This is a genomic window from Kribbella sp. VKM Ac-2571, from assembly GCF_004362255.1.
Lineage (GTDB): Bacteria > Actinomycetota > Actinomycetes > Propionibacteriales > Kribbellaceae > Kribbella > Kribbella pratensis.
Genome location: NZ_SNWS01000011.1, coordinates 114,446 through 127,793, shown reverse-complemented (window position 1 = coordinate 127,793; position 13,348 = coordinate 114,446). Strand labels below are relative to the sequence as shown.

Sequence of the window (13,348 nt, the reverse complement as noted above, 5' to 3'; positions counted from 1 at the left end):
GGTGATCGCCACAGCTAGCATCGACGCCCTCATGAACCAGGGCTGGCCCGCCGCGGACAGCACCGAGCTGGACGGCTGGCTGGTCCGCCGCAGTGCAGGCGTCACCATGCGCGCCAACTCCGTCCTGCCCGCGAGTGCGCCGTTCGACCTCGGCAGGGCCTTGGATTACGTGGAAAATCTGTACGCCGCGCACCAGATCGCACCGTCCTTCCAGGTGGGTCCGGCCGCGCAGCCCGGTGACCTCGACGACTACCTGGCGGCGCGCGGCTACGAGCTTCGCACTCCGACGCTGGTGATGTGCGCCGAGGTCGCGGACGTGCTCGCGAAGCTGCCCGAGCCGACAGCTGCAGTGAATATTTCCTCGGCACCAGATGACGACTGGATGGACCTTTGGTGGGCGGTCGACGGGCACGGAGGATCTGCCGCGCAGCCCACCGCCCGGCAGATCCTCAACCGCGGCCGCGCGCTGTACGCCACGGTCTCGTCCGGCCGGCAGGCCCAGGCCGTCGGCCGCCTCGCTCTGGTCGACGACTGGGCCGGCATCTACTGCCTCGCTGTCGATCCGGCCTACCGCCGCCAGGGCCTCGCCCAGGCAACCATCCACGGCTTGTTGCAGAAGGCAACGACCGTCGGCGTCGACCACGTCTGGCTCCAGGTGGTCGAGGCCAACGCACCGGCCCGCGCCCTGTACGACAGCCTCGGTTTCCAGACCGTCTCGCGCTACCACTACCGCGTCCGCCCTCTGCCCTGAGCAGAAGCCTTCGGCGTAGCCCCGCGATCGGAGAGGATGTCGGCGTGCTGACTCTCGCGGATCACCGGACCGGCCTGTTGCAACGCGGTACGAGCGGGCCGCCGGTGGTGCTCCTGCACTCGCTCGGGCTCGACAAGCACATGTGGGAGCCGATCATCGATCAACTCGCGGTCGGGCGCCGGGTGTTCGCGTACGACCTGCGAGGTCACGGCGAGGCAGCCGGACCGCCCCGCCCGTTCACGTTGAGCGACACGGCCGCGGACCTGATCGTTGTCCTCGACGAGCTCGGACTGGAGACCGCACATGTCATCGGGCTGTCGTACGGCGGAGCGATCGCCCAGACCGCGGCGATCGAGTCACCCGATCGGTTCGCCTCCCTGTCACTGCTGGCGACGACCGACCGCGCGTTCCCGGAGGTCTTCGAGCGGCGCGCGGCCGGCGCCGAGGTGGACGGGATGGCGGCCCAGGTCGACGAGACGCTGTCCCGGTGGTTCACTCCGGAAGCCCTCGCCGCCGAGACTGCTGGCGTGCGCTACGCGCGGGGTTGTCTGCAGGCGATGAGGTCCGAGGACTGGGCGGCGGCGTGGCGTTCGATGAAGGAACTCGATGCCCAGGGCAAGCTCGGCCACTTCGCCGCGCCGGCGCTGGTGGTCGCCGGCGGTGCGGACGTGTCCGGGCCGACTGCCGTCCTGCGCCAGGTCGCCGACGGCATTCCCGGCGCGGCGTTCCGCGAGCTCCCCGGCGTACCGCATATGCAGACGCTGGAGCGTGCCGATCTGATCGCGGGCGTTCTGGACGACTTCCTGCCTAAAGGTTGAGTTGCTGCAGGTGATCGAGTACGACGAACTCGGCACCCGTCTTCTCGACCGACGTGCGGAGCGGGGTCAGGTCGGTCCACGGGATGCCCGGGTCGTCGAGGGGCTTGTCGAAGTCGTCCCAGTGGGTGGCGATCACCTTCCGGACCGGCTTGATCGTCTGCAGCAGGCGGTCGGTGATGCCGGGCTCGCCGCCCGGAGCAGCCAGTACGACGTCGACCTGGAGTCCGCGCAGTGCGTTCGGGTCGAAGTTCGCCGTACTGAGGCTGAGGATGCGCAGGCCGCCGATCGTGATGACGAACGCGAGTGTGCCGCCCTCGACCAGGTCCTCGATCACGCGCGGGCGCGGCGGGACCTCGTACCGGTAGCCCGGGTACGCGTACGTGTGCCGCTTGCCGCCGCAGGAGTGCAGCGACGGGAACACCTCGATCGTGAAGCCCTCGAACGGGAGGTACTCGCCGCCGCGGACCGGTGACAGCAGGTCGTTCGGCGTCTTCATCGCGCGCAGCATGTTCGCGTGCGTCTCGGTGCAGAGCACGGTGGCCTGCGTCTTCTGTGCGACGTACGGGACGTCGGCCATGTGGTCGTAGTGGCCGTGGTGGACCAGGATCGCGTCGGCGGCGCTCAGGTGCCGGTCGATCACGTCGGGCTTGATCACCAGCTTCGTCTTCGGGTCGGCGCCCTCCGGCGTGAACGTCCCGGTGTGGAACCGGGTCAGCCACGGATCGGTCAGTACGACGCTCTTGCCGCATCGGATCTGCCACGCGTGCGTCCCGAACCAGGTCAGCTCCACCTGCTCGCGCGTCGACCGTCTCGCGGACGTGGTTGCCGCCTCGCTCTGGTTCTCGAGCCCGATCGCCCCGACCACGCCCGCAGCACCGGCCGCCGCCGCGCCCGCCAACATCCCTCTCCGACTCACCTTCACGCTGTTTCCTCTCGTCGTCTGAAACCTCAGTCAAGGCGAGCCCGAGCAGGCATGTCGAATATGCTCTTGCGCATGAGTCGATTGGCTGGAGATATCACCGCAGGTCATTCACGTCATGATCACTGAAAGGCACTTGCAGATCTTCATCGCGCTGGCCGAGGAGCAGCACTTCGGTGACGCGGCGCGGGCCGTCGGCATCACTCAGCCGCCGTTGTCCCAGGGCCTGCGCCGCCTGGAGGCGCTGGTCGGCTCGAAGCTCTTCGAACGCGGCGCCGGTCGCGTCGAACTCACGCCCGCGGGCGTCGCGCTGCTGCCGTACGCGCGGCGCGCATTGACCTCGATCGAGGAGCTGCACCAGGCGGCGATCGCACGTGATCCGGAGGGACCCGAGATCCGGCTCGGTCTGGCGCCCGAGGTTCCGCCGTCGGCGGGTGCGGCGGTGGCCGCGGCCTGCGGCTCGGTGATTCCGGGCAGTCGGGTGACGGTGGTGACCGCGCCGACGAGTTCGCTGGTCAACCAGGTCGGCACGGGCCGGTTGACGTTGGCCGCCGTACTGCATCCGGCTGTTCTGGATGGTCTGGAGGCCGGACCTGTATCTCTCCTGCCGACCTGGGCTCTCGTGCCGGCCGCGACCGTCGACACCGAGGTAGTGGCGTTGCGGCAGCTGAAAGGGCTGCCGATCGCGGTACGGCCGCGGGCCGAGGCGCCGGCGGCGCGGGACCTGTTCCTGGACACGTTGGCGTTGCACCGGCCTGACGGTGGGACGGTCGTGGTGACGGACGAGCGCGCCGGACTCGCGATGGCGGCCGCCGGCCAGGCGATCGTGGTGACCGCCGATCCGGCACTGATCGCACCGGGCGTCGGGCGGCATCGACTGGCCGACGATCCGCTGCCGCTGCGTCTCCGGCTCGTCTGGTCGAGGACGCGTACGCCGTTCCTCCGCCCGAACGACGTGATGGCTCAGCTCACGGAAGCGCTGGCGTCGTGAACGCCCGGATCCGTGGGATCTTCGAGGACGCCGGTGTCCGCGGCTGGATGCACGCGATCTCGCTCGACGATCCGCAGGCGAGCGTCGAGCTGGATGCGGACGTCGTCGTACCGCTGGCGTCGGTCTACAAGTTGCCGTTGCTCGCCGGATTCTGCCGGCTTGTGGACCTGGGCGAACTCGATCCGCGCGAGCGGGTGACGCTCGAGCCCTCGGCGCGAACCGCCGGACCGACCGGGCTGTCCGCGTTCGCGGATCCGGTGACGGTGTCGCTGCGCGATCTGGCCCTGTCGATGGCGACGGTGTCGGACAACGCGTCGGCCGATGCGTTGCTGGACATCGTCGGGCTGCGCCGGCTCGCGGAAATCCTGGAGTCGTTCGGCCTCCGCCGCACCTGGGTCCGCCGCGGTACGGCGGGCAACCTGCGTGACCTGCAGCGCCGTACGGGTGCCAACGATGCGGATGCGGCCCTCGCCGTACTCGCGGACAACGACAGGACCGATCCGGCCGGCGTGTACGAGGCCGCGAACGGGTCAGCGGCCAGTGCGCGCGACCTGACCCTGTTGCTACGGCGGTTGTGGGCGGGGGAGTTGCTGTCGGCGTCGCAGACCGAGTTCGTGAAGACGACGATGCATCGGCAGGTCTTCCTGCACCGGTTGGCGTCCGGTTTCCCGCACGACGGCGTACGTGTCGCGGGGAAGACCGGAACGTTCGGCGCGTTGCGGCACGAGGCCGGCGTGGTCACCCTGCCCGGCGGAGCGGCGTTCGCGATCGCGGTCCTCACACTCGCCGCCCGCGGCGACTTCCGCCAGCCCCGCGTCGACGCCGCCATCGGCGAGGCCGCCCGGGTAGCCGTCGACCTGCTGCGTTAGACGATCGCGTACGCCTCGATCTCGAGCAGGGCATCCGGGCTGAACAGCGCGGCCACCTGGACCGCAGTACTCGCGGGCTTGGTGCCCGGAATGTACTCGTCGCGGACCGTACGGATGGCCGGCAGGAACCCGATGTCAGTGACGAAGTACGTCAGCTTCACGACGTCCTCGAACGTCGCGCCGACCGCCGACAGGCAACGTCGCAGGTTCTCGAAGACCTGACGTGCCTGCGCCTCGGGATCCCCGATTCCGACGAACTGCCCGTCCGGATCCAGCGCCACCTGCCCGGAGATCGCCACCCACTGCCCCCGGCCGGTGACGACGTGGCTGTACCCGTTGCCCTGCGCAACGCCCTCGACCTGCGGATACTCCAGCTCGCTCACATGTTCCTCCAACCGATGTCCGTCCCATCCGACCACATGAGCGGGTGAACTACGCCGGGAGCAGCCGATCCGCGAAGAAGTTCTTCACGAGATCCTGCATCTCGCGGTCGAAGCGGTGCGGGCCGGGGAGGAAGGTGCCCGTGTAGGTGCCGGGACGGTCGAGGAAGTGCTCGGTGAGCTCGCGGTCGGCGGCGACCATGCCTCGCGGCGGGAAGAGCTCGTCCTCCTCGGCATAGACGACGAGCTGATGGTGGCGGCCCCGGCCCGCGGTCAGCGTGGGGTGGTCGAGATCCCGAGCCAGGCCGGGTGTCGTGAACAACCAGGAGTGGGCGTCGACGTACGCCGGGACGAGCGCTTCGAAGGTGGTCATCATGCACACCACCGCCGAGGCCCGGATGCCCGGATCGAGTGCGGTCAGTGCGGCCGCCCTCGCACCACCCCCGGAGAATCCGAAGACGCCGACGTCAGCCACCTCGTCGATTCCACGCAGGACTTCGAGTGCGACCAGGTCGTCGTACGCGACCATCCCGGCGAACGACGTACCGAGGATTCCGGCCGCCTTCGCGATCGTGTGCTCGTGGTGCACGGCAGCGACGTCGTACCGCTCGTCGTCATCGGGGGAGTGGCCCGCGGTGAGCCAGGCGGCCTCGTACGCCGCCATCAGGTCGCGCAAGCCCCGCGGCAGTGGATCCAGGCCGAATCGCCGGGAGCCCCACGCGAAGGTGTCGTGGCACAGCACCACGAAACCGGCGCGGGCGAGTTCGTTCGCGACGGCTCGGTCCTCGTACAGGTCCGCACGCACCCGGAGGGCCTTCGTGCTCGGCCGAGGCGTGTCGACCATCCGCTCCGCGCCGATCGACTTCACGCCGGCGTGGCAGTGCAGCCCCAGCAGACCGGGTCCGAGCGGGCCGTCCGCGGGACGCAGCAACCAGGCGCGCGTCGGCGGACCGAAGCCGGTCGACCACTCGAGCTCACTCCCGTGGACGCCGTCTCCACCCGCCGCCGGCGCCGCGACGCACCGAGTTCGCCTAGAGTTCGGAATGCGGTTTCCCAACGCGACAGGCGACCATGGACGATGGCGGGGTTTGTTCGGACCCGCCCGGGTGCGAGAAAGACGGCTTGATGGGCAGGACACCGAAGGACTCGATCACGATTGCCGACGTCGCGCGGGCGGCGGAGGTGTCGCGCGCGACCGTGTCCCGGGTGATGAACGGGCGCCTCGGTGTCGCACCCGAGATCGTCGCCCGGGTGCGCGCCGCGGCGGAGCGCCTCAACTACCGGCCGAGCGACCTGGCCCGCAGCCTGTCGCTGGGCCGGACGAACATGGTCGCGCTGGTCGTCCCGGATCTCGGCAACCCGCTGTTCCAGCAGATCCTGCGCGGCATCACGAACGCGTCCGCGGCGGCCGGGTACAAGGTGCTGGTCGCCGAGACCGACGAGGACCCGAAGGCCGAGGCGGCGATCGCGATCGAGGCCCGGCGGCGCTGCGACGCGCTGATCATGGTCTCGCCGCGGATCGACGAGGAGGGGCTGCTCGAACTCCTGCCCCAGGTGCAGCCGGTGATCCTGGTCAACCGCCAAGGGCCGGCGGAGGTGACGTCGGTGGTGGTCGACTACGGTCGCGCCGTACGGATCGTCGTCGATCACCTGGTCGGTCTCGGCCACAGGCGGCTCGCGTTCCTGTCCGGTCCGGCGGCGAGCACGTCCAACGTGCTGCGGCTGCAGGCGCTCGCGGTCGCCGAGCGGGAGATCCCGGGGCTGGAGCTCGTCCGGCTCGAGTGCGGCCGGTCGATCGAGGACGGGTACGCCGCGGTGGAGCGGGTGCTCGAATCGCAGGTCACCGCGGTCGTCGCGTTCAACGATCTGGTGGCGTTCGGGCTGCTCGCGCGGCTCAACGAGGTCGGGGTCGCCGTACCGGCCGATCTGTCGGTGGCCGGGATGGACGACATCGGGCTCGCGCGCTTCGCCGTACCGTCGCTGACGACTGTGCGGGTGCCGCAGAAGGACCTCGGCGAACTGGCGTGGCAGCGGTTGCACGCGTCGGTCACGGGGCTTCCGGACGAGGTGGGCGGCGTACCCGAGCTGCGGTTGGCGGTGCGGGCGAGTACGGGGCCGGTGCCGCAGGAGCCGCGCTCCGACGCGTCAGCTGATCAGGTCGGGTGGCAGCAGCAGGGGGACATCTTCGCGCTCGGGAGCTCGGCGGGGTTGCTCGCGCGGTACGAGTTCGGACGGCGCATGCCCCAGGTCCACGCGCCACGTCCTTATCTGCACCCGGTCCGGACGCTCGGCGGCCACCCGCTGACCGAGGTCACCCCGGTCGACCATCGGCATCACTACGGCGTCTCGCTCGCCGTCGCGCAGGTCAACGGCACCTCGCACTGGGGCGGCCGGACGTACGTCCGCGGTCAGGGCCCGACCCTCCTCACGAACCACGGTCAGCAACGCAGCCGCGGCGTAACCGTCAACGACCGCGAGCTGGTCGACGACATCACCTGGTACGACGAGCAAGGGCGGCCGCAACTCGTCGAACGCCGGCGCCTGTTCGGGGATCTCGCGTTCGGTGGCTGGCGGCTCGACTGGCGCAGCGTCCTCACCGCCCGCTACGGCTCGATCCGGATCGAGAGCCCGGCCACCAACGGTCGCGAGGGAGCGGCGTACGGCGGTCTCTTCTGGCGACTGCCTGCCGCGGAGACGACGGTGCTCAGCGCCGACGGCGAAGGGCTGAATGCCGCCTTCGGGTCTTGTAGCCCGTGGCTCGCGTTCGTCCAAGGCGATGTCAGCCTGCTGTTGCTGCAGCCGGACGAGGTCTGGCCGTGGTTCTTGCGATCCGAGGAGTACGTCGGCGCGTGCCCGGCGCTCGCGTGGGAGCAGCCGTTGGTGCTGCAACCCAACCAGGACCTGACGTTGTCGCTCACCGCGCTCCTGCTGGACCGGGCGGTCGACGCGGCCGAGGCTAGAACGTTGGCAGGCCGGTTGTAGGCGACGACGCCAGCGCCGACTGCCATCTCTTCGGCACCCGGCCGGCGAGACGTGCGTTCCGGCCGGCCGAGACGGCGTCGCGCATCGCGGCGGCCATCAGAGCGGGCTTCTCCGCACGGGTCACCGGGGTCGCGAGCATGACCGCGTCGCATCCGAGTTCCATCGCCAGCGCGGCGTCACTCGCCGTACCGATGCCCGCATCCACGATCACCGGAACGTTCGCCGCCTCGGCGATCAGCGCGATGTTGTGCGGGTTGCGGATCCCGAGCGCCGAACCGATGGGTGCGGCCAACGGCATCACGGCCGCGCAACCGGCCTGCTCGAGGCGGCGGGCGAGGATCGGGTCGTCGTTCGTGTACGGCAGCACCGTGAAACCGTCGGCCACCAACGCCTCCACGGCATCGAGCAGCTCGAACGGGTCCGGCAGCAGCAGGTGGTCGTCGGCAACGACCTCGACCTTGATCAGGTCGGTCCCGAGCGCCTCGCGGGCCAGCTTGGCGGTCAGCACGGCCTCGGCCGCGGTGTGGCAGCCGGCCGTGTTCGGCAGTACGTCGATGCCGTGCTTCTTCAGGACGTCGAGCACCGAGCCTTCGTGACCGGTGCCGAGCCGGCGCATCGCGACCGTGGTCAGTTGGGTGCCGGAGGCAATCAATGCCTCCTCCATCACTTCCAGGTTGGCCGAACCGCCGGTCCCCATGATGAGGCGCGACGTGTACGTGCGCCCGCCCAGCTCCAGTGGATCATCCATGGTCAGCCTCCCTGCGTCGCGCTGACGATCTCGACCCGGTCGCCCGGTCGCAGGGTGGTCTGCGCCCATTCGGCCTTGGTCAGCACGTTCTGATTCACCGCGACCGCGATCCCGGTGGAGCGATCGGAGTACTCCGCGATCAACTCAGCCACCGACTTGCCCGGCGGTACGTCGACCGCCGTACCGTTCACCCAGACGGATTCCATCGCTTCCTCCCTACGCCGGAATTACCCGATTCAGGTTCAGCGGTCGGTGACGGTCCGGTCACCCTCTCAGCCCACTTCCTGCGAGCTCCCGCGGACGCTTCGACTATAGCTGACAGCTCAATCGACGGCTGTCCCGGTCAAGAGGGCCGCGAGCTCCGTCGGGCGGTAGAGGACCTGTTTGCCGGTGCGTTGCGGTTCGACGAGGCCGGTACGGCGCAGTAGTTGCAGGTGCTGGCTCACCGCGGACGGCGTCACCTTCAGTTCGCCGGCCAGGTCGGTCGTCGTACGGGGATAGGTGAGGAGCGCGAGGATGTGCGCTCTCGGCGTACCGATCAATTGCGCGAGGTCGTGGCGCGACGGTGGCTCGACGACGGACCACAGGTTGGCCTGACTGCGTGGCGGGTAGCCGAGCAGCGGTTCGGCGCCGGGGTCGAACGGGATGACGGCGTGCGGTCCGAACAGGGTCGGCTGCAGTACGAGCCCGCGACCATCGACGTGTTCGGTGCGGCTCTGCTCGGCTACGCGGTCGACCTTGAGCAGGCCATCGGCGTACGTGATTGCCGGGCCCAGTCCGTTGAGCATCGCGCCCGTCCCTTGCTGGGTGACGACGTGGCCGCGGTAGCTGATGTCGGCGGAGAGGAGGGTGCGCATGCGGCTCCAGTACGGCGCCATTACAGCGTCCCAGTACTCGCTGAGTGCCTCGACCACCTTGTCCACGGTCAGCTCTCCTGGCAGCTCGCCGTTGACCGCTACCAGCTGGCGCTCGAAGGTTTCGGGGTTGACGGTCGCGATCAGGTTGAGCTCGTCGGAGAGCTGGGTGAGCGGCGAGGTCGGTCGTGGCGTCAGGAAGTCCGGACTGCCCATGGTGTCGTTGACGAGCCAGCGCAGTACGGACCAATCCAGGGCAGCGACCTGCGGCTGTACGGTGCGAACCCAGCCGAGCTGCAGCGGGAAGCGGCCGGGATCCCGGAGCGCCCGCAACGACAGCACCATCTCGGCCACCGGCGACACCGCGAACCGCACGTCGGCCAGATCCTGCGAGTTCAGGACGTAGGTGAGCACGGCGCCTCGCATTCAGTCACGACACGAAGTATGGCGGAATTGTCGGTGGCTGGTGGGAGCGTGGTTTCCATGGGATTTCGAGCGATGGACGACGACGAAATTGCAGAGTTCCTGGCGCAGCCGCTGGTGGCCGTGCTGGCGGTCGACGAACCGGGCTGGTCGCCGCATGTGACGCCGGTGTGGTTCCGCCACCTGCCCGACGACAACAGATTCCAGGTGATGACGCCGGCCAAGTCGAAGAAGACCAGACTGCACCGGACCGGCACAGGCGAGCTGTCACTCTCGATCCAGACGGTCGACGGGGCGACGGCGAAGTACGTCAACATGCAGGGGGTGGCGCGATTCCTTCCCCTCGACCCCGACCTGCTGAACGCGATGGTGGAGAAGTACCTGCCGGAGGAGAACCGCGCGGCGTACCTGGCCAACCCACCCGAGGACTCGATGTTCGACATCACCCCCCGCCGCATCACCTCAGCCATCATCGACTGACAGTCCACCGCGCTGCCTCGTCGTACCCCGTATGAGCGACTATTACGTACTCGACGGGGAGCGGACCCAGATCGGGTTTGTGGCCGCACACCGCGTGGGCGGCAAGGTCCACGGCCGATTCACGGCCTTCGAGGGCGCGTTCCGAGTGGACAGCGCCAACCCGGCGGCCTCAACCGGCTGGCTGAGCGTCCAGATGGACAGCGTCGACACCGGCAACGACCGCCGCGACGCCCACCTGCGCCGCGACTTCTTCGGTACGCCGACCTACCCGGCGATGACCTTCGTCGCGACCGCCGTCGTACCGACCGGACCCCAACGCGTCGACGTCACCGGCGACCTGACGATCCGGGGCACCACCCACCCCGTCACCATCCCCTTCGCCCTCACCGAAAGCCCCAACCAACTGGTTTTGAAGGCGTCCCACCCCATCAACCGCCACACCTGGAACGCCAACGCGAACCGTCTGACGACAGCCCTGATCCAGCCCGACGTAGCCCTGGCCCTGTCCCTCACCGCCACCCGGACCTACTCGCAGGCGATCCCGTCGTGGTCGGCGTCGAGGCGGTAGATGTCGGAGCCGATGACGTCGATCGGTCCGTCGACGTACTCAGGCCCGTTCCCACTCCCGCCCGAGCAATCAACGTCACTGGCGATCGGAACGCAACCGGAGTAGTTCGGGTCGCACCCACCAGACTGCTCCGGCGCCTCGACCTTCGTACCCACCGCGGTCACCTGCGAACGCGGCTCCTTCGCAACCTCCTGCCGAAGCAGCCGCTTCGCCGTCTGTACGCCGTTCACGTAGGTCACCCGATACACGAGCCGCCGCGTCCCGTCGACCCCCGCCGTACGGATCGTCCGCTCACCCTTCGCCAACGAGTCATCCGTCACCGTCTTCTTCTTGAACGGAATCACCCGAACCTCCACGACCTCCTTCGCCGTGGTGACACTCGCCTTGGGCGAACGGGACCTCGTCGGCGTCACAACCGGAGCGGATGTCCTGACCGGCGTGGGCGTCACGCTGACCTGCACACTCGCGACCGCAGCCGGCTCACCCATCCCCGACGTACCCCCATTCGCCCCACACGCCCCCACGAGCGCCACCACCGCAACCGACCCCAACGCAGCACGAACCAACAACACGATCCATCCCCCAAACCCGCCGTCGGTTCCCCCCGCGGCAGGACTTGTCAGCACCCGGACAACCCGAGCGAATTCCGATCTGTACCACCACACCGGGTAGCCACGCAACCCCTCACCCCAACCCCCCACCAAGCAAACCCCCACCAAACCTGACACACTGTTCCCCTCACCAGATGAGGGCCTCTAGCTCAATTGGCAGAGCAGCGGACTTTTAATCCGCGGGTTGTGGGTTCGAGTCCCACGGGGCCTACCTCTTTCCGCAGGTCAGGCGCACATTGGCGCCTCGGTCTGGAAAGTTGGGTCTGCGCAAACTCTGCCAATACTCAGAGTGGCCGATGCATGCCCATCTGAGGGGGATCGGCGGCTCCGCGCAGCCAGCTGGCGGCGCGTTGCTGAGCGACGTATCGCATCCTGTCGCACTGGTCTCGTTTCGTCCGATCTCCGGCTCGCCCAGACGTTGAGCTGCCACGTGCAGCTGGACTGTGGAGGGCTGAGATGAGCAGACCGCACCTTCCGATCGGAACGTGGGGCAACGTCCGATCCCGTGCTGAGAGGAAGGACGCCGAGGGCAAGGTGGTCTCCTGGCGCGCGTCCGCGTACTTCCGTGACCACGACGGACATACCCGTGAGGTCACCGCGTCCGCCAAGACCAAGGGCGCAGCCGAGCACCGCCTACTCACGAAGCTGCGAGACCGGGCAAAGATCACGCAGTACGGCGAGCTGAGCCCGACGGACAAGATCAACGACCTCATCGACCTGTGGATCGAGAAGCTCGAGGAACGCATCGAAGACGGCCGTCGATCACCGACGACGCTGACGACGTACCGCACAGCCATCAAGAACCACGTACGGCCCGCCCTCGGCGAACTCCTGATCGGTGAGGCAACCACACCACGCATCGACAGAGTGATCGGAACCATCAAGCGCAACGCCGGCCGATCCACAGCGAAGACCTGCCGCGCGGTCGTGTCGGGCATGATGCAACTCGCCGTCCGGTACGGCGCCCTGACCGTCAACCCGGTCCGCGAGGTCGAAGCGATCGAGGCCCGGCCGAAGGACCCGCCCCGAGCACTCACCAACGAAGAGATCGCCGGCCTACGGCAACTCCTGACCACAGACGAAGCCGCGGTACGAGCCGACCTGCCGGACCTGGTCCTCTTCATGCTCGGCACAGGCGTCCGAATCGGCGAGTCGCTCGCCGTCCTCTGGTCACAGGTCAACCTCGAGTCCGGCGCAATCGAGATCACTCACACCATGGTTCGCGTCCCAGGCCAAGGCTTGATCCGCAAGGCCCCGAAGTCCAAGGCCGGCGTACGCGCCCTACCCCTCCCAGACTGGGCCGTCACCATGCTCCGTCGACGCCACGCAGCCGGCGTCCTCCCTGACGAACCCATCTTCGCCGACTCCCTCGGAGGCTTCCGAGACCCGTCCAACGTCCGCCGAGCCCTCCGCCGCGCTTTGTCCCCCGTAGCCAGCACCGCCCGCCGCGACCTGGGCAAGACCCTCCGATCCGCCCGCCTCCAGACCGGCCTCACCCGCAAACAGGTCGTCACGAAACTCGGCTGGCCAAAGACCAGACTCGAGCTAATCGAGAACGGCCGCATCAAGCTCGACCGCGAACTCGTAGCCATCCTCGTCAAGACCTACCGCATAAACCTCGACGCATCCCCCACCCTCAGCGCCCAAGTCGACCAAGCAGCCCAGCCCTCACCCTCAGACGCCCTCACCTGGATCCGCTCCCACACCTTCCGCAAAACCACCGCCACCGCCCTAGACCGCCGAGGTCAATCCGCCCGCCAAATAGCCGACCACCTAGGCCAAGCCCAAGTCTCCATAACCCAAGACGTCTACATGGGCCGCCGAATCCACAACCCCTCCGCAGCAACCGCCCTGGACCAGGAGTTCGCGGATCTCGACCTATGGTGAGCACCGCCGCGTGCCTGCCTGCTCGAGGGCGGATGGAGCTCCGGCGGCTGTCTACCGCGCGCGTGAT

General features: G+C 68.6%; 15 protein-coding genes, 1 tRNA gene and 1 riboswitch. Of the genes, 9 read left to right on the top strand and 7 right to left on the bottom strand.

The annotated features are described in order from the left end of the window. The first annotated feature begins 1 nt into the window (after position 1). Together EV651_RS24140 and EV651_RS24135 are read left to right on the top strand one after the other, a co-directional pair. On the top strand, positions 2–751 hold the full coding sequence (locus tag EV651_RS24140) for an N-acetyltransferase (RefSeq protein WP_133787520.1): 750 nt from the start codon (positions 2–4) through the stop codon (positions 749–751). Positions 752–795: 44 nt separating this feature from the next. Next, the gene (locus EV651_RS24135; protein ID WP_133787519.1) at positions 796–1,569 is read left to right on the top strand and encodes an alpha/beta fold hydrolase; all 774 of its coding nucleotides are present in this window, start codon (positions 796–798) and stop codon (positions 1,567–1,569) included. Here EV651_RS24135 and EV651_RS24130 read toward each other — a convergent pair. After that, a complete protein-coding gene (locus EV651_RS24130; protein ID WP_238157152.1) occupies positions 1,559–2,491 on the bottom strand; it encodes an MBL fold metallo-hydrolase in 933 nt (310 codons plus the stop codon). The genes EV651_RS24135 and EV651_RS24130 overlap by 11 nt on opposite strands. Before the next feature lie 115 nt (positions 2,492–2,606). On the opposite strand from EV651_RS24130, the gene EV651_RS24125 reads away from it, so the two are divergent. Beyond that, positions 2,607–3,479, top strand: coding sequence for a LysR family transcriptional regulator (locus tag EV651_RS24125; protein WP_133787518.1), 873 nt, complete (start codon positions 2,607–2,609; stop codon positions 3,477–3,479). Further along, entirely contained in the window at positions 3,476–4,348 is an 873-nt protein-coding gene (locus tag EV651_RS24120; protein WP_133787517.1) for a serine hydrolase, read from the top strand. Before EV651_RS24125 ends, EV651_RS24120 begins: the two co-directional genes overlap by 4 nt. Here EV651_RS24120 and EV651_RS24115 read toward each other — a convergent pair. Continuing rightward, positions 4,345–4,731: a RidA family protein gene (locus EV651_RS24115; RefSeq protein ID WP_133787516.1), complete on the bottom strand. Its 387-nt coding sequence runs from the start codon at positions 4,729–4,731 to the stop codon at positions 4,345–4,347. The two genes, EV651_RS24120 and EV651_RS24115, sit on opposite strands and share 4 nt — an antisense overlap. Before the next feature lie 49 nt (positions 4,732–4,780). Continuing rightward, positions 4,781–5,659 carry an acetylesterase gene (locus tag EV651_RS24110; protein ID WP_133787515.1) on the bottom strand — a complete coding sequence of 293 codons (879 nt, stop codon included), beginning with the start codon at positions 5,657–5,659 and terminating at the stop codon, positions 4,781–4,783. Between the two features lie 194 nt (positions 5,660–5,853). Here EV651_RS24110 and EV651_RS24105 point away from each other — a divergent pair, with 194 nt between their 5' ends. Then, positions 5,854–7,710 (top strand): DUF6807 family protein, encoded by a 1,857-nt coding sequence (locus tag EV651_RS24105; protein ID WP_133787514.1) that lies wholly within the window; start codon positions 5,854–5,856, stop codon positions 7,708–7,710. Here EV651_RS24105 and EV651_RS24100 read toward each other — a convergent pair. The 3 genes from EV651_RS24100 to EV651_RS24090 all read right to left on the bottom strand — a co-directional run bounded on the left by EV651_RS24100 (position 7,685) and on the right by EV651_RS24090 (position 9,738). Further along, a complete protein-coding gene (locus EV651_RS24100; protein ID WP_166658747.1) occupies positions 7,685–8,458 on the bottom strand; it encodes a thiazole synthase in 774 nt (257 codons plus the stop codon). The genes EV651_RS24105 and EV651_RS24100 overlap by 26 nt on opposite strands. Positions 8,459–8,460: 2 nt before the next feature. After that, the gene (thiS, locus tag EV651_RS24095; protein WP_133787512.1) at positions 8,461–8,664 is read right to left on the bottom strand and encodes a sulfur carrier protein ThiS; all 204 of its coding nucleotides are present in this window, start codon (positions 8,662–8,664) and stop codon (positions 8,461–8,463) included. Then, positions 8,655–8,766: riboswitch (TPP riboswitch) on the bottom strand. It overlaps the preceding gene by 10 nt. 15 nt (positions 8,767–8,781) lie before the next feature. Next, entirely contained in the window at positions 8,782–9,738 is a 957-nt protein-coding gene (locus EV651_RS24090; RefSeq protein ID WP_133787511.1) for a DUF5937 family protein, read from the bottom strand. A 57-nt stretch (positions 9,739–9,795) separates the two neighbouring features. On the opposite strand from EV651_RS24090, the gene EV651_RS24085 reads away from it, so the two are divergent. Together EV651_RS24085 and EV651_RS24080 are read left to right on the top strand one after the other, a co-directional pair. After that, positions 9,796–10,215, top strand: coding sequence for a pyridoxamine 5'-phosphate oxidase family protein (locus EV651_RS24085; protein WP_166658746.1), 420 nt, complete (start codon positions 9,796–9,798; stop codon positions 10,213–10,215). Between the two features lie 31 nt (positions 10,216–10,246). After that, positions 10,247–10,783 (top strand): YceI family protein, encoded by a 537-nt coding sequence (locus EV651_RS24080; RefSeq protein ID WP_133787509.1) that lies wholly within the window; start codon positions 10,247–10,249, stop codon positions 10,781–10,783. On the opposite strand, the gene EV651_RS24075 is transcribed toward EV651_RS24080, so the two are convergent. Next, a complete protein-coding gene (locus EV651_RS24075; protein ID WP_133787508.1) occupies positions 10,741–11,271 on the bottom strand; it encodes a G5 domain-containing protein in 531 nt (176 codons plus the stop codon). The genes EV651_RS24080 and EV651_RS24075 overlap by 43 nt on opposite strands. Before the next feature lie 261 nt (positions 11,272–11,532). Between EV651_RS24075 and EV651_RS24070 the strand changes: the two genes are divergently transcribed. Both EV651_RS24070 and EV651_RS24065 read left to right on the top strand, forming a co-directional pair. Beyond that, positions 11,533–11,605 (top strand) — tRNA-Lys (locus tag EV651_RS24070). A gap of 245 nt (positions 11,606–11,850) precedes the next feature. Beyond that, complete coding sequence (locus EV651_RS24065; protein WP_133787507.1) at positions 11,851–13,281, top strand: tyrosine-type recombinase/integrase; 1,431 nt, start codon at positions 11,851–11,853, stop codon at positions 13,279–13,281. Positions 13,282–13,348 lie beyond the last annotated feature (67 nt).